This is a genomic window from Pseudomonas sp. NBRC 111124, assembly GCF_001320245.1.
In the GTDB taxonomy this organism is placed as follows: domain Bacteria; phylum Pseudomonadota; class Gammaproteobacteria; order Pseudomonadales; family Pseudomonadaceae; genus Aquipseudomonas.
Window position 1 is genome coordinate 1 of the sequence record NZ_BCBA01000039.1, and the last position, 23,525, is coordinate 23,525.

The 23,525-nt window shown below is 65.6% G+C and carries 24 protein-coding genes; 11 read left to right on the forward strand and 13 right to left on the reverse strand.

The window, feature by feature from the left end:
- Positions 1 to 56 precede the first annotated feature (56 nt).
- Positions 57 to 938, reverse strand: a complete 882-nt coding sequence (locus APH28_RS15750; RefSeq protein ID WP_060510830.1) for a LysR family transcriptional regulator — start codon at positions 936 to 938, stop codon at positions 57 to 59.
- 114 nt (positions 939 to 1,052) lie between these two features.
- Here APH28_RS15750 and argC point away from each other — a divergent pair, with 114 nt between their 5' ends.
- Entirely contained in the window at positions 1,053 to 1,988 is a 936-nt protein-coding gene (gene argC, locus APH28_RS15755; protein WP_060510832.1) for an N-acetyl-gamma-glutamyl-phosphate reductase, read from the forward strand.
- A 73-nt stretch (positions 1,989 to 2,061) separates the two neighbouring features.
- Entirely contained in the window at positions 2,062 to 2,748 is a 687-nt protein-coding gene (locus APH28_RS15760) for a GNAT family N-acetyltransferase (RefSeq protein WP_060510834.1), read from the forward strand.
- A gap of 49 nt (positions 2,749 to 2,797) precedes the next feature.
- Here APH28_RS15760 and APH28_RS15765 read toward each other — a convergent pair whose 3' ends face one another.
- The 5 genes from APH28_RS15765 to APH28_RS15785 are packed head-to-tail and all read right to left on the reverse strand — an operon-like array spanning position 2,798 to position 7,239.
- A complete protein-coding gene (locus tag APH28_RS15765; RefSeq protein ID WP_060510836.1) occupies positions 2,798 to 3,553 on the reverse strand; it encodes an ABC transporter permease in 756 nt (251 codons plus the stop codon).
- Positions 3,553 to 4,758 (reverse strand): ABC transporter substrate-binding protein, encoded by a 1,206-nt coding sequence (locus tag APH28_RS15770; protein WP_060510838.1) that lies wholly within the window; start codon positions 4,756 to 4,758, stop codon positions 3,553 to 3,555. Before APH28_RS15770 ends, APH28_RS15765 begins: the two co-directional genes overlap by 1 nt.
- Positions 4,745 to 5,566 carry an ABC transporter ATP-binding protein gene (locus APH28_RS15775; RefSeq protein ID WP_060510840.1) on the reverse strand — a complete coding sequence of 274 codons (822 nt, stop codon included), beginning with the start codon at positions 5,564 to 5,566 and terminating at the stop codon, positions 4,745 to 4,747. The genes APH28_RS15770 and APH28_RS15775 overlap by 14 nt, the downstream gene beginning before the upstream one ends.
- Positions 5,563 to 6,627, reverse strand: coding sequence for an acyl-CoA dehydrogenase family protein (locus APH28_RS15780; protein WP_060510843.1), 1,065 nt, complete (start codon positions 6,625 to 6,627; stop codon positions 5,563 to 5,565). The genes APH28_RS15775 and APH28_RS15780 overlap by 4 nt, the downstream gene beginning before the upstream one ends.
- Before the next feature lie 51 nt (positions 6,628 to 6,678).
- Positions 6,679 to 7,239: a carboxymuconolactone decarboxylase family protein gene (locus tag APH28_RS15785; protein ID WP_060510845.1), complete on the reverse strand. Its 561-nt coding sequence runs from the start codon at positions 7,237 to 7,239 to the stop codon at positions 6,679 to 6,681.
- Between the two features lie 103 nt (positions 7,240 to 7,342).
- Between APH28_RS15785 and APH28_RS15790 the strand changes: the two genes are divergently transcribed.
- Complete coding sequence (locus APH28_RS15790) at positions 7,343 to 8,248, forward strand: AraC family transcriptional regulator (protein ID WP_060510847.1); 906 nt, start codon at positions 7,343 to 7,345, stop codon at positions 8,246 to 8,248.
- 118 nt (positions 8,249 to 8,366) lie between these two features.
- On the opposite strand, the gene APH28_RS15795 is transcribed toward APH28_RS15790, so the two are convergent.
- A complete protein-coding gene (locus APH28_RS15795) occupies positions 8,367 to 8,906 on the reverse strand; it encodes an Rrf2 family transcriptional regulator (RefSeq protein ID WP_060510854.1) in 540 nt (179 codons plus the stop codon).
- A gap of 270 nt (positions 8,907 to 9,176) precedes the next feature.
- Between APH28_RS15795 and APH28_RS15800 the strand changes: the two genes are divergently transcribed.
- Entirely contained in the window at positions 9,177 to 10,379 is a 1,203-nt protein-coding gene (locus tag APH28_RS15800) for an NAD(P)/FAD-dependent oxidoreductase (protein ID WP_060510856.1), read from the forward strand.
- Between the two features lie 247 nt (positions 10,380 to 10,626).
- Positions 10,627 to 12,237 carry a methyl-accepting chemotaxis protein gene (locus APH28_RS15805; protein WP_371263092.1) on the forward strand — a complete coding sequence of 537 codons (1,611 nt, stop codon included), beginning with the start codon at positions 10,627 to 10,629 and terminating at the stop codon, positions 12,235 to 12,237.
- 67 nt (positions 12,238 to 12,304) lie between these two features.
- Here the strand turns inward: APH28_RS15805 and APH28_RS15810 are convergent, their stop codons facing one another.
- From APH28_RS15810 to APH28_RS15830, 5 genes are all read right to left on the reverse strand, one after another.
- Complete coding sequence (locus APH28_RS15810) at positions 12,305 to 13,357, reverse strand: DUF1615 domain-containing protein (RefSeq protein WP_060510861.1); 1,053 nt, start codon at positions 13,355 to 13,357, stop codon at positions 12,305 to 12,307.
- Between the two features lie 26 nt (positions 13,358 to 13,383).
- Complete coding sequence (locus tag APH28_RS15815; protein WP_060510863.1) at positions 13,384 to 13,935, reverse strand: hydrolase; 552 nt, start codon at positions 13,933 to 13,935, stop codon at positions 13,384 to 13,386.
- A gap of 57 nt (positions 13,936 to 13,992) precedes the next feature.
- Positions 13,993 to 14,712 (reverse strand): thioesterase II family protein, encoded by a 720-nt coding sequence (locus tag APH28_RS15820; RefSeq protein ID WP_060510865.1) that lies wholly within the window; start codon positions 14,710 to 14,712, stop codon positions 13,993 to 13,995.
- Positions 14,709 to 14,930 carry an MbtH family protein gene (locus APH28_RS15825; RefSeq protein WP_060510866.1) on the reverse strand — a complete coding sequence of 74 codons (222 nt, stop codon included), beginning with the start codon at positions 14,928 to 14,930 and terminating at the stop codon, positions 14,709 to 14,711. The genes APH28_RS15820 and APH28_RS15825 overlap by 4 nt, the downstream gene beginning before the upstream one ends.
- An 88-nt stretch (positions 14,931 to 15,018) precedes the next feature.
- Positions 15,019 to 15,420: a hypothetical protein gene (locus tag APH28_RS15830; RefSeq protein WP_060510869.1), complete on the reverse strand. Its 402-nt coding sequence runs from the start codon at positions 15,418 to 15,420 to the stop codon at positions 15,019 to 15,021.
- Between the two features lie 222 nt (positions 15,421 to 15,642).
- Between APH28_RS15830 and purU the strand changes: the two genes are divergently transcribed.
- From purU to APH28_RS15860, 6 genes are read left to right on the forward strand one after another with little or no spacing between them, the layout of a single operon-like run.
- Positions 15,643 to 16,509 (forward strand): formyltetrahydrofolate deformylase, encoded by an 867-nt coding sequence (gene purU, locus APH28_RS15835; protein ID WP_060510871.1) that lies wholly within the window; start codon positions 15,643 to 15,645, stop codon positions 16,507 to 16,509.
- Entirely contained in the window at positions 16,506 to 17,417 is a 912-nt protein-coding gene (gene folD / locus APH28_RS15840; RefSeq protein ID WP_060510872.1) for a bifunctional methylenetetrahydrofolate dehydrogenase/methenyltetrahydrofolate cyclohydrolase FolD, read from the forward strand. Before purU ends, folD begins: the two co-directional genes overlap by 4 nt.
- The gene (locus APH28_RS15845; RefSeq protein ID WP_060510874.1) at positions 17,399 to 18,640 is read left to right on the forward strand and encodes an FAD-dependent oxidoreductase; all 1,242 of its coding nucleotides are present in this window, start codon (positions 17,399 to 17,401) and stop codon (positions 18,638 to 18,640) included. The genes folD and APH28_RS15845 overlap by 19 nt, the downstream gene beginning before the upstream one ends.
- Positions 18,641 to 18,651: 11 nt before the next feature.
- Positions 18,652 to 18,957: a sarcosine oxidase subunit delta gene (locus APH28_RS15850; protein WP_060510876.1), complete on the forward strand. Its 306-nt coding sequence runs from the start codon at positions 18,652 to 18,654 to the stop codon at positions 18,955 to 18,957.
- Positions 18,954 to 21,857, forward strand: a complete 2,904-nt coding sequence (locus tag APH28_RS15855; RefSeq protein WP_060510879.1) for a 2Fe-2S iron-sulfur cluster-binding protein — start codon at positions 18,954 to 18,956, stop codon at positions 21,855 to 21,857. Before APH28_RS15850 ends, APH28_RS15855 begins: the two co-directional genes overlap by 4 nt.
- A 3-nt stretch (positions 21,858 to 21,860) precedes the next feature.
- Positions 21,861 to 22,466 carry a sarcosine oxidase gene (locus APH28_RS15860; RefSeq protein WP_060510881.1) on the forward strand — a complete coding sequence of 202 codons (606 nt, stop codon included), beginning with the start codon at positions 21,861 to 21,863 and terminating at the stop codon, positions 22,464 to 22,466.
- 49 nt (positions 22,467 to 22,515) lie between these two features.
- On the opposite strand, the gene APH28_RS15865 is transcribed toward APH28_RS15860, so the two are convergent.
- The gene (locus APH28_RS15865; protein WP_060510884.1) at positions 22,516 to 23,400 is read right to left on the reverse strand and encodes a LysR family transcriptional regulator; all 885 of its coding nucleotides are present in this window, start codon (positions 23,398 to 23,400) and stop codon (positions 22,516 to 22,518) included.
- Between the last annotated feature and the right edge of the window lie 125 nt (positions 23,401 to 23,525).

Genomic DNA, 23,525 nt, shown 5'->3' on the forward strand with positions numbered 1-23,525 from the left:
GGGCGGCGCTCGATCTCACAGGCGCTGAAATTGCCACGGCGAACAACCTGCCAGCGTTACTCCCGCAAGCACTTCAGCGCCTCCAGCACAAACCCCGTCGCCCGCTCCACCTCTCCCTCTCGGCAGGCAATCCCCAACTGCCGCCACAACCCCGGCCGCAGCGGCCGGCGGGCAATCCGCCGGTCCAGTTCGGCGGCCTCGCCTTCCTGCGGCAGCAAGGTCGCGCCATAGCCGGCGCCTACCAGGCTCTTGATCGCATCGTTGTAGTTCAGCTCGATGCGTGGCTCGGGATACAAGCCTGCCGCTGCAAACCACTCACCGGTCACGCGGGACAACTGGGTACTGCTGTCATTGAGGATCAACGCGCGCTGCCCCAGCCACGCCGGGGTGACCTTGGCCGGTGGTTGCCACTCGGCCGGCACATACGCGAGGATCGGGTCACGCCGCCAGGGCGTGACCCTGATGCCCTTGCCGGCCACCTGCGGCAGCGCCACCAGGCCGATATCCAGGGAGCCTTCGCGCAAACGTGCCAGGGAAGCCCGGGAGGTCAGCACCTGAACCTGCACATCGATGCCCGGATGCGCCACCCGCAGGTGCTCCAGGGCCTTGGGCAGCAGATGGACAATGGCACCGGTGGAGGCGCCCAGGCGCACCCGCCCGGTCAGGCCTTCGACCTGGCGGCGCACTTCGTCCAGGGCCAGGTCGGCATCGGCCAGCAGGCGCCTGGCGCGAGCCAGCAAGGTCTCGCCAATGGCCGTGGGGCGTACCTGGTTGCGGTTGCGGGTCAGCAGCGGCGCGCCGACCCGCGCCTCCAGCTCGGCCACGTGCAGGCTGATGGTGGGCGGTGCCAGGTTGAGCTGGCGAGCGGCTTCGGCAAAGGAGCCCAGGTCAGTGATCACCACCAGCGTACGGAGGCGGTCGAGGCTGATTTCGCGCATGGGTGGCGATCCTTGATTCATGAAAACTGAACGTCAGCATCATGATATTCAAATTTTCTTTGGCAAGGCCACAAGCGAGCATAGGCCATCCCCTCCCGTGACCGGACCCCGACCATGCACACCCCAGTTGTTTTCATCGACGGTGACCAAGGCACCACCGGCCTGCAGATCCACGCCCGTCTGCAAGGCCGCAATGACCTGCGCCTGCTGACCCTGCCGCACGCCGAGCGCAAGGACCCACAACGCCGCAGCGATGCCATCAACAGCGCTGACATCGCCTTGCTCTGCCTGCCCGACGACGCCGCCCGCGATGCCGTGGCAGCCATTGAAAACCCGACCGTGCGGGTGATTGACGCCAGCTCCGCGCATCGCACCACGCCAGGCTGGGTCTACGGCCTGCCGGAGCTGGACGGCCAGCAAGCCGAACGCATCGCCCAGGCCAAGCGGGTCAGCAACCCTGGCTGCTACCCGACCGGCGCCATCGCGCTGCTGCGTCCGCTGGTCAAGGCAGGCCTGCTACCGACCGACTACCCACTGAGCATCCACGCCATCTCCGGTTACTCCGGCGGTGGTCGCGCGGCGGTCGAGCGGCACGAGACGCCGGGTGCCGAACACACCCCAACCTTGCAACTGTATGGCCTGGAACTGGCGCACAAGCACGTGCCGGAAATCCAGCTGCACGCCGGCCTGTCCGCACGGCCGATGTTCCTGCCGGGTTACGCGGCCTATCGCCAGGGCATCGTCCTGAGCATCCCACTGCAGTTGCGCCTGCTGCCGGGTCAGCCCCGCGCCGAGCAGTTGCAGGCTTGCCTGGAGCAGCACTACCAGGGCGCCCGCCATGTGCAGGTGATGCCCCTGCACCAGCAGGGCCCGGCCACCCCGCTCGACCCCGAGGCGCTGAATGACAGCAACGACCTGCGCCTGGCGCTGTACGCCAACCCCGAGCATGGCCAGGTGGTGCTGACGGCGGTATTCGACAACCTCGGCAAAGGCGCCTCGGGCGCGGCGGTGCAGAACCTCGACCTGATGCTTGCCGCGATGCGCGGCTAAAAAGGGTTTAGACTGTGCACCCCGCGCCAGCCCGGCGCGGGGTGAGCCAACCGCAGCCGGAGCCCGTCCACCGATGTTCATCCTGAGCCGCCTCGACAGCGTGCCGCCCGAGTCCTTCCAGAACCAGATCCGCGAGCTGGTGATTCATAACGTTGGCGAACTGAGCAGTGTCGCCATTCGTGCCGAGAACCCGCTGTATCCGCTGTACCAGTACGGTGTCGGCATGGAGGTGCACCAGTACCTGCAAGCCATGGACGGCACCCGCGGCCTGGCCGTGCAGCTGACCCTGGCCCTGGATGCCGACGCACCGGACCAGTTGCTCGGTTTTGCCCTGAGCTTGCCGGCCCAGGACAACCCCCAGGCCTGTGCCCTGGCGTTTCTTGCCGTGTTGCCCAGCCAGCGCCGCCAGGGCATTGCCCGCGCCCTGTTGGGTGACGTGCGGGCGCGCCATGCCAGCGTCGAGCTCAATGCCTTTGCCCATCAGGTGCCGTGGTTCGAAAACATGGGCATGCAGGTGGTGGCCGCCAGCGGGCCGCAGGTGTTGATGAGCAGCACTGGCCAGGCCAGTGGTGCGTTGATCGGTCGGCTGGACATTGCACCGATCTACCAGACCGCCGAGGTGCTGCAGATTCACACTTACCTGCTCAATCAGCAGGGTGAAGAGGCCATGCTCGATGCCGAGCAACAGCGCGATGAGTGGCTGGATGAGTTGACCGCCCAGGCGAACGCCTGCGTGCGGGAGCGCAAGTCGGTGCACTGATCTGACGGCCTCTTCGCGGGTAAACCCGCGAAGAGGCCAAACTGGCCGTTCAGGCATGCACCCAGCGCCGATGCAGCCCACGGGCCAGGGCATCGAGCATGAACCCCAGCACGCCGATCAGCAGCACCATCGCCATCAGCTCCGAGTAAGCCAGGCGGTCGCGGGTATCGAGAATGAAGTAGCCCAACCCCGCACTCACCCCGAGCATTTCGCACGGCACCAGCACGATCCACAGGATGCCGATGGCCAGGCGCACCCCGGTCAACACATGGCCAATCACCCCGGGGATGATCACCTTGCACAAGGTTTCCCAGCGCGTGGCACTCAGGCTGCGGCTCAGCTGCAGCCAGCGTGGGTCAAGCTGGCGCACGCCTGCGGCGGTGTTGAGCAGGATCGGCCACAAGGCGGCGAAAGCCAGCAGGAAGTAGATCGGCTGGTCACCCACGCCCATCAGCATCACCACCACCGGCATCCACGACAGTGGCGAGATCATCCGCAAGAACTGGAACGCCGGCGTGGTCGCCGCCTCCAGGTGCCGGTAGCTGCCCACCAGCAAACCCAGTGGCACGCCGATCAGCAGCGCCAGCAGCAAGCCAACCAGAATGCGCTTGAGGCTGACCCAGATATGCCCATAGACCTCACCCTGGCCGAGCAGCTCGACCAGGCTGGCCAGGGTCGCCTGGGGCGAGAAGCGCGCCGACAGGCCATCGGCCTCGCCGAACAGCCGCACACCCGCCCACCACAGCAACAGCAACCCCAGCAGGCCGGCCAGACCCAGGCCGGCATGTACGACGTGCTTGCGCATCAGACCGCGAACTCCTCGCTACGCTGGAAGTTCTCGGCAATGCCGAACACCGAAGGGCCACCAACGGCGGCAATGGCGTTGCGCACGAAGCGGTCGTCGACCAGGTCGCGAGCGGTCTGCGCCGGGTCCAGGCCGGCGAGGAAATCGCTCTGGCCTTCGATCAGGGTGCGCTTCAGGCGCTTGACCAGTTCCTCGGTGTAACTCGGGTACGGGTAAGGCTGGAAGTCGATGCGCTTTTCGTCCCACTGCTGATGCTGGATCGCACCACTGGCAATGTAACTGGCGCGGTCTTCGGCGGCCGGCGCCAGCACCTTGGCAAGCACCGCCGGCTCATGCGGGGTGTACTTGTTGGGGCCCGCCTTGGACAGCAGCGCCGCCGCTTCGGCGCGGTGGTCACGGGTCCACTGCTGGGCCTTGACGATGGCGTTGACCACCTTCTGCGACCACTCCGGGCGGTTGTTCAGATCGTGTTCGTGCATGAACACCACGCAGCAGGCGTGGTTGCGCCAGACATCGCCGGTGAAGCGCTGCACGCGGCCGACCTTGAGGTTCTCGGCCAGGGCGTTGAACGGTTCGGCGACGATGTAGCCGGCGATGCGCTTGCTGGCCAGGGCTGGCGGCATGTCCGACGGCGGCAGCACCAGCAGGTTGACTTCGTTGGCCGCCAGCGGGGCATTGGCTGGCTTTGACACCGGGGTCAGGCCGTTGTCGCCAAGCATCTGCTGCAGCACCACGTTGTGGATCGAGTACCAGAACGGGATGGCCACGGTCTTGCCGCCCAGCTGCTTCATGTCGGTGATGTCAGGCGCCACGGTCAGGCCCGAGCCGCCCACATGGTTCCAGGCCACCACCTTGGCCGGCACCTTGCTGCCGTAACGCGCCCACACGGTCATCGGCGACAGCAGGTGAATGACATTGACCTGGCCAGAGATGAACGCTTCGATCACCTGCGCCCAGCTGCGCAGCAATACCGGGCGCTCGGCCTTGATGCCTTCGGCCTCGAACAGGCCGTTGTTGTGCGCCACCAGCAGCGGCGTGGCGTCGGTGATCGGCAAATAGCCGATGCGCACGGGCGCGTCGGGTTCAGCCGCGGCACGAGCCTGCAGGCTGGCCAGCAACGGTACGGCACCGGCGGCGGTGAGCATGGCGCTGAGCTTGAGGAAATCACGACGCGAAGTGGCGGAACAGCAGTCATCCATGCACATGTGCAGGCTCCGAAGGCAACGAGGTAGAGGAAGGTGCAGCGGTGCGGCTGGCCCGCCGAAGGGTCTTGAGGATTTCGATACGCAGCGCGCCCAGCTCTTCGACCCGCTGCGCGCGCGGTTGCGGCAGGTCGATGTGCCATTGGCCAAGGATGTGCGCCGGGTGGTTGCCCAGTAGCAGCACCCGGTCGGACAACAACAGGGCTTCGTCGATATCGTGGGTAATCAGTACGGCCGCCGTGTTATGGGTGGCAATCAGTTGCAGCAGCAGTTGCTGCATGTCGGCACGGGTCACTTCGTCGAGCGCGCCGAACGGCTCGTCGAGCAGCAGTACCTCTGGCTGGCGCGCCAGGCAGCGGGCCAGCGCGGTGCGCTGGGCCATGCCGCCGGACAACTGCGCCGGATACTGGTTGCGCGCATGGGCCAGGCCCACCGCGCTGATGGCATGGTCAATGCGCGCTCGGCGTTCGGCCGTGGCCAGCGTGGGCTGGCGGGCGAAATCCAGGCCGAAGGCGACGTTCTTTTCCAGGTTCAGCCAAGGCAGCAGGCTTGGGTCCTGAAACGCCACCGCCAGACGTGGATGCGGGCCTTGCAGCGGCTCGCCGTGCAGGGTCACGCTGCCACCGCGCGGCGGCTGCAGGCCGGCCAGCACCCGCAGCAGGCTGGACTTGCCGACGCCACTGGGGCCGAGGATGGTCACCACCTCCCCTGGCGCCAGTTGCAAGTCGAAGCGCGCCAGCACTTCCTGCCAGCCGCCCTCGCGCGGGTAGCCCAGGCTGATCTCGCGGGCTTCGAGCAACGCTTGGCTCATGCGTTGGCGGCCTGGCGATGCAGCTCTGCGCGCAGTTGCACCAGGCTTGGGGTGACAATCGGCACAAACGCCGACTCGCGCCAGCGGCGGGCGAAACCGGCGCCGAACTCATCCAGGTACGCCTTGCCACCGCTGGCCTGTAGCTCCAGCTGCACCGCGTCGGCCGCACTTTCGGCAAGGGTGATGCGCAGCTTGAACAGCGCCGCTGGCTGGCCCTGGAAGCGCCCCTCGAGCAGGCCTTGCTTGAGCTCGGCCACGGTGTTTTCCAGGCGTTCCTTGAGCACCTGGCGGTGTTCTTCGAGGAACGACAGGCGCCCGTGCAGGTGATCGTGTACTTCGTCCAGCGACCGCCGAGCCAGGCCGATGGCCATGCCGCACTGCAGGGCGAGAAACGCCGGGCGCACCTTGGGCAGGAATTCGCGGGCGTTTTCGTGCAGCAGCCAGTCGCGGCTCAACTCGACCTGGTGGAATGCCAGCGCCGCGGTATTGCTTGATTGCAGGCCCATCAGCTCCAGGTCGTCAGAGCGCTCCAGGCCTTGGCTGCCGGAAGGGATGGCCATCACGAAAGGCGAGCCGCCGGCGTCATCCTCGATGGCCGCTGCCACGACGAAGCCGCTCTTGCGCAGGTTGGTCACCCAATGCAGGCGGCCTTCCAGGGTCCAGCCCGCCGCCTCGGGGCGGCCACGCACCTGCAGCGCCTCGATCCCGGAGAGGAACTTCATGGCATTGGACAAACCGGTAGCACCGGCCAGCTCCCCGGTCAGCAAGCCCGGCAGCAGGCGCTCGCGCAGGGCCTGGTTGGGGCTTTGCAGCAGGTATTCGATGAACGCGCGCTGGCCCCAGCAGACAAACGCTGCGGCCAGTGAGCGGCTGGCGATGGCGGCGATGGCTTCGACCGCATGGGTGACCGCGCCACCGCTGCCGCCCAGTGCCGGGTCGACGCCGACGCGCAGCAGTTGCGATTCGGCGATGTGCGCCAGCACCTGTTGCGGGTCGCACTGGCCCTGGTCGATTGCCTCGGCATTGGCATCCAGCCATTGACGAAATGCAGAATCAAGCATGTCCCTACTCCTTTTGAAATCGCAGGCGCCACCAGCGCCAGGCGCAAGAGATTACGCGGTTGGCTGCCAGCGGTACTTGCTCAGCTCGTCGTTGAGCGGCGTCTGGGCGAACACATTAGCAAAGTTGCACAGGGTTGCGAGGCTCACACCGAGAATCACTTCAAGGGCGTTGCCCTCGGTGAAACCGGCTGCGCGGAAGGCCTGGTAAGTGGCGTCACTGACATTACCGCGGGTAGCAATGACTTCACGGGCGAATTCGGCCAGGGTCTCAAAGCGGGCATCGGGCAGTTCACCACGGGCACGCAGGGCTTCGACCACCTCGGCGGGCAGCTTGGCCTTGTTCAGGGCCACGGCGGTGTGGCCGGCGACGCAGAAGTCGCAACCGTGTTGGGTGGCAGCGATCAATTGCACCACCTCACGCTCGGCCAGGGTCAGCTCGGCCTTGCCGTTCAGGGCCGAGACGGTAACGTAGGTTTCCAGCGCCGCCGGGGCATTGGCCAGCACGCCGAGCAGGTTGGGAATGAAACCGGAATTCTTCTGGGCGTTTTCGAGGAATGGACGGGCCGCTTCCGGGGCGCTCTGCAGAGTGTGTAGAGTAATGCGCGAGGTCATGGAGTGGTCTCCTTTTGCTGTGTGTCGCTACAGTCTGTTGGTTATAAGAATTACCCTCCATATTCATCAGTCGCCTTTCCTTGCTCCTGAGTCTTTGCATTAGATGATTTCATCCAGCCATCTTGTCGATTGGTTATTAGAGAGCCTCGAACTTGACGCCAGCCTGTTCCATGTCGGCCGCTACTGCGGCGGCTGGCATGCCAGCACCCAGGGCATGGGCCGCGCCAGTTTTCACCTGGTGGTGCAGGGGCATTGCTGGCTGCACATCGATGGCCAGGCCGAGGCCGTGCGGCTGGCGGCCGGCGATGCCGTGTTCCTGCTGCGTGACCTTGCCTATCGGCTGTCCAGCGACCAGGACCCGATTGCCGCCTGCGCCCAGCCACGCCGGCAGATGCAGGCGCTGGATGCGACGGCGAGCGATGGCGTGGGCCTGGTCTGCGGGTTCTTCGACTTCCGTGCGGGGTTGTCGGCACTGATCGTCGAGGGGCTGGCCGACTGGATCGTGCTACGCGCCGACGAGCCGGCCGGGCATGCGGCGCGGGCGTTGTTCGGGCTGATTCTGGAGGAGTGCCAGGGCTCGCCGTCGCAAACGCTGCTGGAGCGCCTGACGCACTTGCTGTTCCTTTATGTGCTGCGCCAGCAGGTGCACGCTGGGCAATCGCTGGGTGGCCTGGTCGCGCTTGCCCGCCAGCCAGCGTTTGCCGGGTTGCTGGAGCAGTTGATCGAACAGCCTGGGCAGGCCTGGACGCTGGAAAGCATGGCGGCCTGTACCGGGCTATCGCGCTCGGCGTTCTTCAAGCGCTTCAATGAACTGGCTGGGCAGTCGCCGGGGCAGGTGCTGCTGGCGCTGCGCATGCGCCATGCCTGCCGGTTGTTGCAGGCGGGCAATACCGTGGAGCAGGTGGGGGCACAGGCCGGCTACCAGTCGGTGGCGGCGTTCACGCGGGCGTTTGCCAAGGCCATGGGGGTGCAGCCGGGGGCCTATCGTCGCCAGCACGAACAGCGCTGATCTGTGCCGGCCTCTTCGCGGGCTCGCCCGCTCCCACAGGGACCGCACAGTTCTGAACATTTGTGCAGTACCTGTGGGAGCGGGCAAGCCCGCGAAGAGGCCGGCACAGGCGATAGATTCAAACCTGATTGACGGGGATATCGCCCCCGCCTTTGCCCTCGCGCCGTTCGCCCATCCAGTCATTGACCTGCTGCCCGAACTCGGCCGGCGCCTTACGCCCAAAGCGCCGCGCCAGGTCGAGGATGGTCTGCTGCGCCAACGCCTCTTCCATGCGCTTTTGCGCCCCCAGCATCACCGCGTGAATGGCACACGTGCCTTCGGTCGCCCAGCCCGGTGCCGCGCCTTCGAACAACGTGCAGCGCTCGCGAATCTCGCGGCAATCGAAAATTTTCTTCGGCCCGTCGATGGCGTTGACGATATCCAGCACGGTGATTTCATCCGACGGCCGCGCCAGGCGAAAACCGCCGCGCACGCCTTCTGTGGCCACTACCAGCCTGGCCCGGGCGAGTTTGGTGAAGACCTTGGCCAGGTACTCCTGCGGCACGCCTTGCAGCTCTGCCAGGTCGCGCACGCTGGACTCACGGGTATCACCTCGTTCATCCACGAGGTACAGCAGGCAATGGATGCCGTATTCGACACCGGCGCTGTAGAGCGACATACAGATATCTCCGACCAAAATTGTCGCAAATAGTACGCCTATCGAAGAGCCTACGCAAAGCCGCCTGAAGTCACACGTCGACATTTATCAAACAGATTTCAACCGCGAAAGCCTTTAAACACATGCACTGGACCGGTTTCGACCGCAGGTCGCGCGGCGCCCTGTCACAAAAAAAGCTTGCCGTTTTAAACTGCGATCAATACAGTCGTAGTTGCTCAGGCAGCGCAACGAGCGCCCTCGAAGCCTTCTTCAACCTTGCGGAGCACTTCCATGAAATCGAACATCCTGATCATCGGTGCCGGCTTTGCCGGTGTCTGGAGCGCCCTGAGCGCCGCCCGCCTGCTCGACCAGGCCCAACGCGATGACCTGAGCATCAGCGTGCTGGCCCCGCAACCGGAACTGCGCATCCGCCCGCGTTTCTACGAAGCCGACGTGCACAGCCTGAAGGCTCCGGTTGGTGAACTGTTCGATGCGGTCGGGGTGCGCTTCATCGCCGGCAATGCCGAAGCCATCGATGCCGACAGCCGCAGCGTCAGCTACACCGATGCCAACGGTGAGCCCCGGCAGATCGGCTACGACCGCCTGATCCTCGCCGCTGGCAGCCAGGTGGCGCGCCCTGCGGTCCCGGGCCTGGCCGAACATGCCTTCGATGTCGACCAGATGGCGTCGGCCATGCACCTTGAGCAGCATCTACGGGGCTTGGCCGCCCTGCCCGCTTCGCCGGCGCGCAACACTGTGGTGGTTTGCGGTGGTGGCTTCACCGGCATCGAAACCGCCACTGAAATGCCGGCCCGCCTGCGTGCCATCCTTGGCGACGATACTGCGCTGAGGGTGTTGGTGGTCGACCGTGGTGCCACTGTCGGCGCGGCACTGGGCGCGGGTATCACCCCGTCGATCGTCGCCGCCTCGGATCAGGCGGGCGTGCAATGGCTGACCGGTACCTCGGTGGTGGCCGTCGATGCCGGAGGCGTGACCCTGGACAACGGCGAATACATTGCCAGCAAGACCGTGATCTGGACCGTCGGCGTCAAGGCCAGCCCGCTGACCGCCCAGGTCGCCGGCGAACGCGACACCTTCGGCCGCCTCAAGGTCGACGACCATCTGAAGGTCATCGGCCAGGCGCACATCTATGCCACCGGTGACACCGCCTGGGCCGCCGTCGACGACCAAGGCAACCACGCCCTGATGACATGCCAGCACGCGATCCCCATGGGCCGCCACTGCGGCAACAACGCCATGGCCGACCTGCTCGGTGTAGCACCAGTGGTCTACCGCCAGCCCAAGTACGTCACCTGCCTGGACCTCGGTGAATGGGGCGCGGCGTTCAGCGAAGGCTGGGAGCGCGAACTGAAACTGCAGGGCCAGGAAGGCAAGGACCTGAAGCGCCAGATCAACGGCGTGTGGATTTACCCACCAGCCGCCGACCGCGCCCTGGCGCTGGCCGCTGCCGACCCGCTGATCGCCATCGTTTAAGCGCAAATTGCTGACAGATCCGTCAAAAAATGACGGATTTGTCGAAAAATACGCTTACATTGAATGACTGGTCAATATTAGTGGCCATATGGCATCATTCGACAAAAAAACAGCTAAATAGGGTGAGGCACACACTTAAATCCGCAGCGCATCGAGAGCCTGGCACCACCCCGGTGACCCGGCCTTCCGTCCATGCTCTTGACGCCTGCACGCCAACGTCAAGGAGCATTCCATGCAGTTACGGAATATGAAGATCGGCACCCGCGCAATCAGCGTATTCGCCCTGTTGGGCGCACTGGTCCTGGCCATGGGCCTTATCGCACTCCATGAAACCCGGCAGATGGACCAGGCCACGGACGAAATCCGTGTCACCTGGATGCCCGCCGTGGTCGCCCTCAGTGAAATCAGCACCAACCTCGGCCGCGCCCGCGCCGTCACCCTGCGCGCCGCGCTGGATGACAACAGCGTCGAGCGCGGGCGCAACATCGATATGCTCAAAGGCATCAACGAGCAGCTCAGCGGTGGCCTCAAGGATTACGAGGACACCATCATCGCCGCCGATGATCGCGCCCTGTTCAACGCCTTCAGTGCTGCCCACCAGCAATACCTCACCCTGCAGAACAGCGTGCTGAAGGACATCGCAGCCGGCAACATGGACGAGGCCAAACAGCAGATCAGCGGCCCGCTCACCCAATATGCCGACACCATGATGAAGGCCATGGCCGCGCTCATTGCCTACAACGGCAAAGGCGCCGAGGATGCCTCGCAGCGCAGCAGCGACGTTGCAGACGAGGCGTTCACCGCCGTCATCGCGTCGTTGGCGATCATCATGCTCGCCCTGGCGGCGATTGCCACCCTGCTCACCCGCAGCATCGTGGTGCCACTGGCCGATGCGGTCGCTGTGGCCGAGCGTGTGGCCACCGGCGACCTGACCCAGGACATCCGTGTCGTCGGCCACGACGAACCGGCCCTGCTGCTGCGCGCCCTGAGCCGCATGCAGCACAGCCTGCGCGAGACCCTGCGCAAGATTGCCGCCTCCTCCGACCAGCTGGCCTCGGCCTCGGAAGAACTGCACACCGTTACCGAAGACACCAGCCGCGGCCTGCACCAGCAGAGCGCGGAAATCGACCAGGCCGCCACTGCCGTCAACCAGATGACTGCCGCCGTGGAAGAAGTGGCGAACAACGCCGTGACCACGGCCGACGCGTCGAAAGGTGCCGATCAGAGCACCCGCGATGGCCGTGACCAGGTCAACCAGGCGTTGGCTTCCATCCAGCATCTGGTCGATGACGTGACCGGCACCTCCACCGAGATCGAACAGCTGGCCAATAACGCCAACGAGATCAGCCGGGTACTGGATGTGATCGGCGCGATTGCCGGGCAGACCAACCTGCTGGCGCTCAACGCGGCAATCGAGGCCGCCCGCGCCGGTGAGGCAGGCCGTGGCTTTGCCGTGGTGGCCGATGAGGTACGCGCCCTCGCCCACCGCACCCAGCAGTCGACGGCAGAGATCGAGCAGATGATTGCCGGCATCCAGAACGGTACTGAACGCGCGGTGACCGCGATGCACAGCAGCCGCGGCCGGGCCAACGGCACCCTGGAAGTGGCGCAAGGTGCCGGGGAGGCGCTGGAGGTGATTGCCGAGGCGATCGCGTCGATCAACCAGCGCAACCTGGTGATCGCCAGCGCCTCCGAGGAGCAGGCGCAGGTGGCGCGGGAGGTGGATCGTAACCTGGTGAACATTCGCGATCTGGCGATGCAGACATCGGCCGGGGCGAATCAGACCAGCGCGGCGGCGCAGGACCTGTCGCGCCTGGCGGTGGACTTGAACGGCATGGTCGCGCAGTTCAAGGTCTGATCGGCAGCAACCGGGGCCGCGTTGCGGCCCTTTCGCGTCTCGAAGTACCGACGACAGGGTCAGAAAGCTATCGGTTCATGCACCGCTCATAGCGCTCATCCACCCGCCCGGCAAACCAGGCGGTGGTCAGCTTGCGGGTGATCTTCGGGCTCTTCAGCTCGATCCCCGGCAGCACTGCCCGCGCTAAAGGCTTGCCCGCCGCCGCATCGGCCAGGGCAAATACCCCGCTGTACAGCTTGCTGTCCTCGAACGCCAGGCTGTCCCCCAATTCCAGCTGGCTGCGAATCTGCGGGTTGCGCAGCCCCAGCTTCACCCCCAGCTTGCGCGCCGCTTGTTCAGTGCTGCCGGGCATGATCGAGCCAGGGGCGATCAAGTCGCCATCCAGCGCCAGGCTCGCTCCCGTGACCTTGCTCAAGGCAGCCTGGAACGCGGCATTGCGGCTGGCGTACCAGCCCGCATTGAAATCGGCGAAGCGGTACAGCTGCCGCTCGTAATGCACCGGGTAGCCGAGCAGGTGGGCGATACCGAAGTACATGCCCCCACGGCGGCTGAAGACTTCCTGGCGAATCGTGCCGTCGTAAGTGTAGGGGTAATCCTTGGCGTGCTTTTCCGCGAATTCGATACTGACCTGCATCGGCCCACCGGTGTGCACCGGGTTCAAGCCACCGAGCAAGGTCTTGCCCAACGGCAGGCGGGCGATGAATTCGTCGTACAGCGCACTCAGCTGCTTCTCGCTACGCACCGCCAGCAGGCGCTGCTGATAGCTCTGGCCATTGCCCGACGGGGTCTTCAGGGCGCCGTCGACCAGCAACCGGGGGATGTGCAGGCGCGCCGCACGACGGTCGATTTCCTCGCGGGCGATGCGCCCGAGGTTGGGCACCTGCGGGTCGGCGTTGAACGTCGACTCCTGTTCGGTCACCGCCAGCACTGCGCACAGATTGCGCTTGCTCGGCGTGATGCGCTGGGCCTCGAACGCCACCTGGATATCCTTCGCCCAGCCTTCGCGGTCCTTGGCCTGTGCCGGCAACAGGCGCATCAGCTGGGCAAGCACCTTGGCAGGGTCGGCCTCGGGCTCTTCCTCGCGGCGCCCGGCGCAGCCCTGCAGCAGCGCCAGGGCCATCAACCCTGCCGCCAACAGCCGCCCGTTCAGGGCTGTTCACCGACCATGTAGGTCTTGCTGATGTGGCGGAACTGCGGGTGGCTGGCGCTGCCCATGAGCTCGAACAGCACCATCTCCCGGCTCACCACCTGCGCCCCGGCCTGGCGCATACGCGCTAGGCCCGCGGCCTTGTTGGCCGGGGTGCGGCTGTCACAAGCGTCTTCGACCACGAACACCTGCTTGCCCAAGGCCAGCAGGCCGAGCACGGTCTGCAGCACACAGACGTGGGTTTCCATGCCGCAGACGATCACCTGCTCACGGGCCATCAAGCTGGCCGGCAGGCACTTGGCGGCCACGCAGGAGAAATGGGTCTTCTCCACCACCTCGGCCGCAGGCGCCACCGCGAGCAGTTCCGCCAGGGTGTGGCCCAGGCCCTTGGGGTACTGCTCGGAGATCACGATCGGCAGCTCCAGGTCATTGCACGCCGAGAGTAACCAGTGCGCCCGGGCACGCGTACCCTGCGGGTCGCTCATGGCGCCGATGAGCTTTTCCTGGATGTCGACGGCCAGCAACGTGGCCTTGTGATGTTCGATCAGCATGGTCTGCCCCTTGCCTGGGAAAAGGCCTAGCCTCTCCCACGCAGGCGGCGACGTCAATCAGGCAGAAAGCCTATGCGCCTCAAGGACCTGCGTCAGCGCACCGAGCACGCGGTCCTCGTGTTCGTGGATGAAGAAGTGGCCGCCGGGGAACATCTGCAGCGAAAACGTGCCGTGTGTTTCCTGCCGCCAGGCCTGCAACTGCTCCGCGCTGGCCCGGTCCGCTTCGCCACCGAACACGTGCAGCGGGCATTGCAAGGGCGGCCGTTGACGGTAGAGGTAACGGCCGCAGAGCAGAAAGTCGGCGCGCAAGGTCGGCAAGGTCAGGTTCATCAACTCGGCATTGGCCAGCACCTCCTCCGGCGTGCCATTGAGCTCGCGCAGTTCGGACTTGAGCTGTTCATCGGTCTTGGGATCGCGCCAGTTGTTGCCGTCGTAATCTTCGCGCCGGGTGGGCGCCGCCGTGCCGCAGGCGAACAGCGCCAACGGTGGCGGACAACCCAGCGCGTGCAGTTCGTGGGCCAGTTCAAAGGCCAGCAGTGCCCCCAGGCTGTGGCCGAGCAGCGCATAAGGTGCGCTGGCGGCCAGGCGTTGCTCGCTGGCCAACTGCCGGGCCAGCGCCTGCATGTCGGTCTGCAGCGGCTCACCCATGCGCGCACCACGCCCGGGCAACTCGACCGGGCGCACCTGCAGCCAGGCCGGCAACTTACGCCGCCAGCGGCTGTAGACCATGGCACTGGCCCCAGAGTACGGCAGGCACAGCAGGTTGAGCGTGGTCACTGGGCGGCAGCTTCCGCCATCTGCTGGCGCAGGCTCAAGGGGCGCATGTCGGTCCAGGCTTCATCGATGTAGGCCAGGCAGTCCTTCTTCAGCCCGCGCTTGCCCACCGCACGCCAGCCTTCGGGGATGGCCTTGTAGTCTGGCCAGATGGAGTATTGCTCTTCATGGTTGACCACTACCTGGAACTGGATATCGTCGCGGTCGAATACGGAAGTCATTGCCTGTCTCCTTGAGTGATAGATGCCAGTGCGCACTTGGCGCATGGAAGCTCTCAGGTAGACGTAGGAAACTTCGGAAAAATTAGACTCACGCATCCCTCAGCAAGTCATGCGCGTCGAGCAGGCGGAACGCCACCTGTGGATTGCGCTCCAGGCCACGGCGGATCGCGGCCGGGATCGACTGGCGGGTCTTGCGGCACAGACCGGGCTGGTCTTCAAGCTCGATGACGATGCCGCGCATGGTGCGTACCTCGTTGAAGCCGGGGCTGATGTGCACACGGATGCCGAGGTTTTCGTACAGCCGCAATTGCAGGCGCTGCAGGTCTTCGAGGTCTTTGAGCTGTTCCAGGCGTTCGAGCAGGCGTTTTTCTTCCTGGCGGGTGAGCAGGAGGATGCGCTGGGCCGCCGGCGGTTGCTCGGCCAGGTGTTCGCGGCCGCAGTCACAGGCGCCAGGGGGGCACGGTTGGCGCAGAGGGGGTGGAGTGCTCATGGAGCAAGCATAGCCTTACCGACCCGCTCACTGTAAACAGCTCAAAAACTTTCCTGACAGGATAAAAAATTTCACAAACTGCTAGACCCCGACCCCACGCTTCGCCTATAAATCGCCCAAGGGAAATTTATATTCCCAGAAAGAAACATCACTTCGTTTGCCGCGAAGCCTCTTTTGCCCTTGTGCCCGACCTGCCCCACTCCATCACGAGGCCTATCCGACATGCACCCCGCTCCCGATCACTTCATCCTGCGCGTCAGTTGCCCGGCCGTGTCCGGCATCGTCGCTGCGGTGACCACTTACCTGGCCGAGCACGGTTGCTACATCAGCGAGATGGCGCAGTTCGACGACGAGGACAATGGCCGCTTCTTCATGCGCGCGGTGTTCCGCTACAACACCGGTGTCAGCGGTGACACGCCGCAACTGGAAGCGGGCTTCGCCGATGTGGCCCAGCGTTTCGACATGGACTGGAGCCTGCACAGCAGCGCCCGGCCGCTGCGCGTGCTGTTGATGGTGAGCAAGTTCGACCACTGCCTGGCCGACCTGCTCTACCGTCACGCCAAGGGCGAGCTGGACATGCAGATCACAGCGGTGGTCTCCAACCACCTCGACCTGCGGCCGATGGCCGAGCGCCAAGGCATCCGCTTCATCTACCTGCCAGTGACCAAGGAGACCAAGGCCGAGCAGGAGGCCGCGCTGATGCGCATCGTCGAGGACACCGGCACCGAACTGGTGGTGCTGGCGCGCTACATGCAGATCCTCTCCGACGACTTGTGCCGCCAGCTGGCGGGGCGGGCGATCAACATCCACCACTCGTTCCTGCCCGGCTTCAAGGGCGCCAAGCCTTATCACCAGGCCTACCAGCGCGGGGTAAAGCTGATCGGCGCCACCGCCCACTATGTCACCAGCGACCTCGACGAGGGGCCGATCATCGAGCAGGAAGTGCAGCGGGTGGACCACGCCTATGCCCCCGACGACCTGGTGGCGATCGGCCGTGACACCGAGACCATTGCCCTGTCCCGTGCGGTGAAGTACCACCTTGAGCACCGGGTGTTCCTCAACCACGACCGCACGGTGATCTTCAAATGAACGCCACCCCCAGCATCAAGCTGATAGACGGCAAGGCCACTGCGGCGCGGGTGCTGACCGAGGTTCGCGAGCAGGTGCAGGCCTTGCGCCAGGCTGGCGTGCAGCCGGGCCTGGCGGTGGTGTTGGTCGGGGCCGATGCGGCCAGCCAGGTGTATGTGCGCAACAAGGTGCTGCGCGCCGATGAAGTGGGCATCCGCTCGCTGGAACATCGCCTGCCCGCCGATACCACCCAGGCACAACTGCTGACCTTGATCGACCGGCTCAACCGTGACCCCGAGGTCAACGGCATTCTCGTGCAGCTGCCGCTGCCCAAGCGTATCGACGAGCACCGCATCCTCCAGGCCATCGACCCGCTGAAGGACGTGGACGGTTTCCACAGTGCCAACGTCGGCGGCCTGGCCCAGGGGCGGGACGTGCTCACCCCGTGCACCCCTGGCGGCTGCATGCGCCTGCTGCGTGATGCCTGCGGCGAGTTGCGCGGCAAGCATGCGGTGGTGGTCGGCCGCTCGAACATCGTCGGCAAGCCCATGGCCGCGCTGTTGCTGCAAGCCGACTGCACGGTGACCGTGGTGCATTCGCGCAGTCGCGACCTGCCGGCGCTGTGCCGCCAGGCCGACATCGTCATCGCGGCGGTCGGCAAGCCGCGCTTGATTGGCGCCGACTGGCTCAAGCCCGGGGCGGTAGTGATCGACGTCGGCATCAACCGCATCGAGGAAGGCGGCCACAGCCGCCTGGTCGGCGACGTCGACTTTGACGCCGCGCTGCCTCAGGTTGCCGCCATTACCCCGGTGCCCGGCGGCGTCGGCCCGATGACCATCGCCTACCTGATGAAAAACACCCTGCTCGCCCTCGACCTGCAGCAACAGGCCGCCCACCAGGAGCGCACCCCATGCCTTTCGCCCTGCTGAAATACGGCCTGAGCGCCGACTACCCGGTGGAGGTCGACCTGCCACCACCGTGCGAACTCAAGCCGCGCTACGACGTGGTGATCATTGGCGGCGGCGGCCACGGCCTGGCCATCGCCTACTACCTGGCCAAATACCACGGCGTGACCAACGTCGCGGTGCTGGAAAAGGCCTACTTGGGCGGCGGCAATACCGCGCGCAACACGGCGGTGATCCGCTCTAACTACCTGACCTCCGAGGGCGTACGCTTCTATGCCGAATCCGTGCGGATGTTCCAGAACCTGTCCAACGAATTCGACTTCAACATCATGTATTCCGAGCGTGGCCAGCTGACCCTGGCGCACACCGACGCCACCGTGCGCGCTTTCCGCCAGCGCGCCGAGGTCAACAAGCACTTCGGCGGGCGCACCGAAATGATCGACCGCCAGCAGATCCGCGAACTGGTGCCGAGCCTGAACCTCGACCCCGGCCACTTGCCGGTGCTCGCCGGCCTGTGGCACATCGACGGCGCCACCGCGCGCCACGACGCAGTGGCCTGGGGCTACGCCAAGCAGGCCGCCAAGCGCGGCGTGGAAATCCATCAGCTGACCGAAGTGCAGGACCTGCTGATCCGCAACGGTCGCATCGAGGCGGTCAAGACCAACCGCGGCACCGTGCAGTGCGGGTGTGTGGTACAGGCAGTGGCCGGGGCCAGCTCGCTGCTGATGGCCAAGGCCGGCATCCGCGCACCGATCCACACCTACCCGCTGCAGGCCATGGTCACCCAGCCGTTCAAGCCGTTCCTCGACCCGCTGGTGAGCTCTTCGGCGCTGCACTGCTACGTGCAGCAGACCAGCCGTGGCGAGATCGTCTTCGGCGGCGGCTCCGACCCCTACCCGCTGTACAACACCCGTTCCACCCTTGACCTCAAGGAAAGCCTGCTGGCCCACGCCATCGAGATGTTCCCGTTCATGGCCAACGCCAAGTTGATGCGCCAGTGGGCCGGGATGACCGACATGACTCCGGACTACAGCCCGATCATGGGCCTGTCGCCGGTCGACAACTACTACCTCGACGCCGGCTGGGGCACCTGGGGTTTCAAGGCCACGCCGATCTGCGGCAAGACCATGGCCGAGCTGGTCGCCAGTGGCGGCAAGGTACCGGAGATGATCGCGCCCTTCGCCCTGGAACGCTTCAGCCGCTTCCAGCAAGTCAACGAAATGGGCGCCACCGCGGCCAGCCACTAAGGAGCACCTTGATGAAGATCCTGACCTGCCCCTTGAACGGGCCGCGCAACATCAGCGAGTTCACCTACGGCGGCGAGTTCAAGCACATGCCCGACCCGGCCAGCTGCAGTGACGCCGAATGGGCTGACCACGTGTTCAACAGCGACAACCAGGCTGGCGTGGTCATCGAATGGTGGCTGCACAACGCCTCGAGCTACTGGTTCCTGGCCGAGCGCCACACCGTCAGCGACCAGGTGCTGCGCACCTTCGACCCGAAAGCGCTATTCGACCGGCGCGTCGACTTCACCCCTGCCGCCACCCCGGAGATCGCCGGATGAACAGCCTCACTCGCCTCCCCGCGCCCATGGGCCTGCTGATCGACCGCGAGCGGCCCCTGAGCTTTGAATTCGATGGCCAGGCCTGCCCAGGCTTTGCCGGTGACACCATTGCCAGCGCCCTGCTCGGCAGCGGCCGCTGGCTGCTGTCACGCTCGTTCAAGTACCACCGCCCGCGCGGCCCGCTGAGCATGGCCGGGCAAGACGCCAACACCCTGGTGCAATTGCCCGAAGAGCCCAACGTGCTGGCCGACCTGGAGGCCGCCCGCGACGGCCAGGTGGTCGCCGGGCAGAACTTCAACGGCAGCCTGGAGCACGACCGCGACGCCTACCTGGGCAAGTTCTCGCGCTTCATGCCGGTGGGTTTCTACTACCGCTCGTTCTACAAGCCCAAGGGCATGTGGAAGGTCTGGGAACCGCTGATCCGCAAGAAGGCCGGCCTCGGCGTGCTCGACCTTGGCTTCAAGCCGCAGTACTACGACAAGGCCTATCTGTTTGTCGATGTGGCCGTGATCGGTGCCGGCCCGGCCGGTCTGCGCGCCGCGCTGGACACGGCCAATGCCGGGGCCAAGGTGCTGCTGGTCGAGCAACAGCCGGTGCTCGGCGGTTCGTTGACCTACGCCCGCTTCGACATCGCCGGCACCCGCGCCGCCAGCCTGCGCCAGGAACTGCTGGCCGCCGTCGAAGGCCACCCGAACATCCAGGTACTGTGCGAAGCCACCTGCAACGGCTGGTTCACCGACAACTACCTGCCAGTGATCCAGCACAAGCGCCTGTACAAGGTGCGCGCCGCCCGCTGCCTGGTAGCGGCGGGATCGTTCGACCAGCCGGTGGTGTTCCGCAACAACGACCTGCCTGGGGTCATGCTGACCAGTGCCGCGCAACGGCTGATGAAGCTGTACGCCGTCAAGCCGGGGCAACGTGCGGTGATCCTTACCGGCCACGATGACGGCTACCTGGCCGCGCTCGACCTGCAGGAGCAAGGCGTGGCCGTCGCCGCCCTGGTCGACATGCGCGCCGCACCTGCCGCTGCCGCGCTGGCCAGCGAACTGAAGCGTCGCGACATTCCCCTGCACCTGGGCAGCACCGTCTATGAAGCCCTGCACGAGACGGGCATGCGCCATGTCACGGGCGCTGACATTCGCCCGATCACGGGCCAGGGCAAGGTGGGCGACCACGGCCTGCGCGTGGCCTGCGACCTGCTGTGCATGTCCGCCGGCTACATGCCGGTGTATCAGTTGCTGTGCCAGGCTGGCGGCAAGCTGGCCTATGACGTCAACCGCGACGAGTTCGCCATCAGCAACCTGCCCGCCGGGCTGGATATCGCAGGTTCCGTGAACGGCCGCCACCGCCTGGACAACGTGCTCACCGACGCCAGCCGCGGCGCCGCCGAAGCCCTCGCGGCACTGGGCCTGCAAGCCGCAACGCCGTCGCCTTACATTGCCGAGGCCAATGTCAACTTCCCCTGGCCGATCTTCCCGCACCCCAAGGGCAAGGACTTCGTCGACTTCGATGAAGACCTGCAAGTGCGCGATATCGTCAATGCCACCCGCAGCGGCTACCGCGACGTGCAACTGGTCAAGCGCTTCTCCACGGTCGGCATGGGCCCGTCCCAGGGCCGCCACTCGGCGCTGCCCACCGCGCGCCTGGTGGCTCAGGCCACCGGCCGCAGCATCAGCGAAACCGGTGTGACTACCGCCCGTCCGCCGTTCCAGGCAGAGAAGCTGGCGCACGTCGCCGGCCGGGCGTTCGACCCGTACCGGCAGACGCCAATGCACCGCCGCCACCTGCAGGCGGGTGCGAAGATGATGCCCGCCGGCATCTGGCAGCGCCCGGCCTTTTACGGCAAGCCGCAAGAACGCGAGCGCTGCATGCAGGCGGAAGCCCGCCATGTGCGCGAAAAAGTCGGGCTGATCGACGTCTCCACCCTCGGCGGCCTGGACGTGCGCGGCCCGGACGCCGCCGAACTGCTGGAGTGCCTTTACACCTTCGGCTTCGCCAAGCTGGCCATCGGCCGCACCCGCTATGCGCTGATGACCAATGAGCACGGCGTGGTGATCGACGACGGCGTTTGTGCACGCCTGGCCGAACAGCACTTCTATGTCACCGCCACCACCAGCGGCGTCGACCGTATCTACCAGCAGATGCTCAAGTGGAACGCGCAGTGGCGGCTGGACGTGGACATCACCAACGTCACTGCCGTCCTGGCCGCCGTCAACCTGGCCGGGCCACTGTCCCGCCAGGTGCTGGCCAAGGTCTGTGACGATGTCGAGCTGTCGGCCGAAGCCTTCCCTTACCTGGGGGTGCGCTTGGGCACGGTGGCCGGCATCCCGGCGCGCATCCTGCGGGTCGGCTTCGTCGGCGAACTGGGTTATGAAGTGCACGTACCGGCGCGCCACGCCGAGCGCCTGTGGGACGCGCTGATGCAAGCCGGTGCAGGGCTCGGCATCCGCCCGTTCGGCGTCGAGACCCAGCGCCTGCTGCGCCTGGAGAAAGGCCACGTGATCATCAGCCAGGACACCGATGGCATGACCCACCCGGCGGAGATCGACATGCAGTGGGCGATCGGCCGCAAGAAGCCGTTCTTCGTCGGCAAGCGCTCGATCGAAATCCTCGAAGCGCAGCCGCTCAAGCGCAAGCTGGTCGGCTTCACCCTGCCCAAGGGCAGCCCGCAGCCGCTGGAAGGCCACCTGGTGCTGGACGGCCCGGACATCAGCGGCAACGTCACCTCCTGCGAGTATTCGCAGACCTTGGGGCAAATCATCGGCCTGGCCTACGCGGGTGCCCATCAGGCGACGCCTGGCATGCACATCCCGATTCGCGTGGAAGGCGGCGTGATGGTCAATGCCGAGGTGGTGCAACTGCCTTTCCATGATCCCGACAACCTGCGCCAGGAGCTCTGAGCCATGACCAGCCTGAAAGCTGAAGCCTTCATTCCACGCAGCCCGCGGGCCGAGCTGTTGCATACCTGTGCGTTGACCGACCTGACCGAACTGGCGCGGGTCGGGTTTCGCGGGGGGGACAGTGCGGCCTACCTGGAGGAACGCGGTTACCGGCTGCCCTCGCAGCCCAACCTGGCCTTGCGCCAGGATGACGGCAGCTGGGTCGCGCGACTGTCGGCCACTGAGTATCTGTTGTTGGGCAGCGTTGCCGGCCAAGGCGCGCGGGTGGCCGCCGAAGAACAGGCGTGGGTGCAGGATGCCCGGCGCAACTATCTATTGCCGCGTCAGGACAGCCATGCCTGGTTGCAACTGTCGGGGGAGCATTGCAGTGCGGTGATGGCCAAATTGTGCGGGGTCGATCTGCGCTTGCAGGCATTTGCGGTCGGTGCCGTGGCGCAGACATCGGCGGCGCGGATCAACGTGATCGTGGTGAATGTCGGGAGCGATGAACTGCCAGCCCTGCAGTTGCTGTTCGACCGGGCGTCGTTGGCGTATTTCCAGGAGGCGGTGCTGGATGCCATGGATGAGTTCGATGGCGGGTGGGTCGCGCTGGATCAACTTATGCGTTGACCTGTGCCGGCCTCTTCGCGGGTAAACCCGCGAAGAAGCCAACGCGCTTTCAGAGTTGAGTCAACCGCTCGCGCAGGAAGCTCACAAACCCCTGCACCGGCCGCGCCACCTGCCGGTGCTGCGGGTATACCGCCGACAATTGCAACGCTGGCGTCACCCATTCATCCAGCACCGTCACCAAGCGCGCGTCCGTCAGCGCCTGCCCGACGATAAAGGTCGGCAGATAGGTCACCCCCATCCCGGCAATCGCCGCATCCCGGAGCAACTCGCCGTTGTTCGCCCGCATCCGCCCGCTCACCTGAATCGCCTGGGTCTTGCCGCCCTGCCTGAACTGCCATTGCACCTGCCGCGAGTGCCCATAGGGCAGGCAGTCATGCCCGGCAAGGTCCTCCGGTTTGGCCGGCACGCCACGTGCGTCGAGGTACGCCGGGCTTGCGCAATACACCCGCTCGACATCGGCGATGCGCCGGGCGATCAGGCTGGAGTCCTCCAGCGCGCCAATACGCAGCGCCAGGTCATAGCCTTCACCGATCAGGTCCACCGGGCGGTCGCTGAGGTCCACCTCCACATCCACCTGCGGATGCAACTGCAGAAACTCGGTCAGCAGGCAGCCCAGGTGGGCCATGGCGAACGACAGCGGCGCACTCAGGCGCAAGGTGCCGCGCAAGGCCTGGGTCTGGCCGCTGATGTCGTGTTCCACCTGTTGCACCTCGCCCAGCAGGCGCAGCGCCGACTGGTAGTAGTGCTGGCCCAGCGGCGTGGCATCCAGGCGGCGGGTGGAGCGGTTGAGCAGACGCACGCCGAGGCGCTCTTCGAGCTGCATCAGGCGGCGGCTGACCGATTGCTTGGACATGCCCAGGCGGTCGGCGGCGGCAGTGAAGCTGCCGGCTTCCATGACCTGGGCAAAGATGCGCATGTCTTCGTAGGGGTTCATTGTCTCGCTCTTGGTGACAGTCAAACGCTTTATAGCGGCTTTTTCCCGTAAGTGCATCTCCTTAATCTACACACAGGTCGCAGCGATGGCCCTGAAGGCCAGGCAAGACGCCCATTACCAGCACT

Coding starts and splice junctions, on each gene's coding strand:
- APH28_RS15860 (WP_060510881.1), top strand. CDS start 21,861: ATGACCAGCCTGAAAGCTGAAGCCTTCATTCCACGCAGCCCGCGGGCC.
- APH28_RS15800 (WP_060510856.1), top strand. CDS start 9,177: ATGAAATCGAACATCCTGATCATCGGTGCCGGCTTTGCCGGTGTCTGG.
- APH28_RS15765 (WP_060510836.1), bottom strand. CDS start 3,553: ATGCGCAAGCACGTCGTACATGCCGGCCTGGGTCTGGCCGGCCTGCTG.
- APH28_RS15845 (WP_060510874.1), top strand. CDS start 17,399: ATGCCTTTCGCCCTGCTGAAATACGGCCTGAGCGCCGACTACCCGGTG.
- APH28_RS15865 (WP_060510884.1), bottom strand. CDS start 23,400: ATGAACCCCTACGAAGACATGCGCATCTTTGCCCAGGTCATGGAAGCC.
- APH28_RS15805 (WP_371263092.1), top strand. CDS start 10,627: ATGAAGATCGGCACCCGCGCAATCAGCGTATTCGCCCTGTTGGGCGCA.
- APH28_RS15825 (WP_060510866.1), bottom strand. CDS start 14,930: ATGACTTCCGTATTCGACCGCGACGATATCCAGTTCCAGGTAGTGGTC.
- APH28_RS15830 (WP_060510869.1), bottom strand. CDS start 15,420: ATGAGCACTCCACCCCCTCTGCGCCAACCGTGCCCCCCTGGCGCCTGT.
- purU (WP_060510871.1), top strand. CDS start 15,643: ATGCACCCCGCTCCCGATCACTTCATCCTGCGCGTCAGTTGCCCGGCC.
- argC (WP_060510832.1), top strand. CDS start 1,053: ATGCACACCCCAGTTGTTTTCATCGACGGTGACCAAGGCACCACCGGC.
- APH28_RS15780 (WP_060510843.1), bottom strand. CDS start 6,627: ATGCTTGATTCTGCATTTCGTCAATGGCTGGATGCCAATGCCGAGGCA.
- APH28_RS15795 (WP_060510854.1), bottom strand. CDS start 8,906: ATGTCGCTCTACAGCGCCGGTGTCGAATACGGCATCCATTGCCTGCTG.
- APH28_RS15785 (WP_060510845.1), bottom strand. CDS start 7,239: ATGACCTCGCGCATTACTCTACACACTCTGCAGAGCGCCCCGGAAGCG.
- APH28_RS15850 (WP_060510876.1), top strand. CDS start 18,652: ATGAAGATCCTGACCTGCCCCTTGAACGGGCCGCGCAACATCAGCGAG.
- APH28_RS15750 (WP_060510830.1), bottom strand. CDS start 938: ATGCGCGAAATCAGCCTCGACCGCCTCCGTACGCTGGTGGTGATCACT.
- APH28_RS15770 (WP_060510838.1), bottom strand. CDS start 4,758: ATGTGCATGGATGACTGCTGTTCCGCCACTTCGCGTCGTGATTTCCTC.
- APH28_RS15760 (WP_060510834.1), top strand. CDS start 2,062: ATGTTCATCCTGAGCCGCCTCGACAGCGTGCCGCCCGAGTCCTTCCAG.
- APH28_RS15815 (WP_060510863.1), bottom strand. CDS start 13,935: ATGCTGATCGAACATCACAAGGCCACGTTGCTGGCCGTCGACATCCAG.
- APH28_RS15775 (WP_060510840.1), bottom strand. CDS start 5,566: ATGAGCCAAGCGTTGCTCGAAGCCCGCGAGATCAGCCTGGGCTACCCG.
- APH28_RS15855 (WP_060510879.1), top strand. CDS start 18,954: ATGAACAGCCTCACTCGCCTCCCCGCGCCCATGGGCCTGCTGATCGAC.
- APH28_RS15810 (WP_060510861.1), bottom strand. CDS start 13,357: ATGGCCCTGGCGCTGCTGCAGGGCTGCGCCGGGCGCCGCGAGGAAGAG.
- APH28_RS15790 (WP_060510847.1), top strand. CDS start 7,343: ATGATTTCATCCAGCCATCTTGTCGATTGGTTATTAGAGAGCCTCGAA.
- folD (WP_060510872.1), top strand. CDS start 16,506: ATGAACGCCACCCCCAGCATCAAGCTGATAGACGGCAAGGCCACTGCG.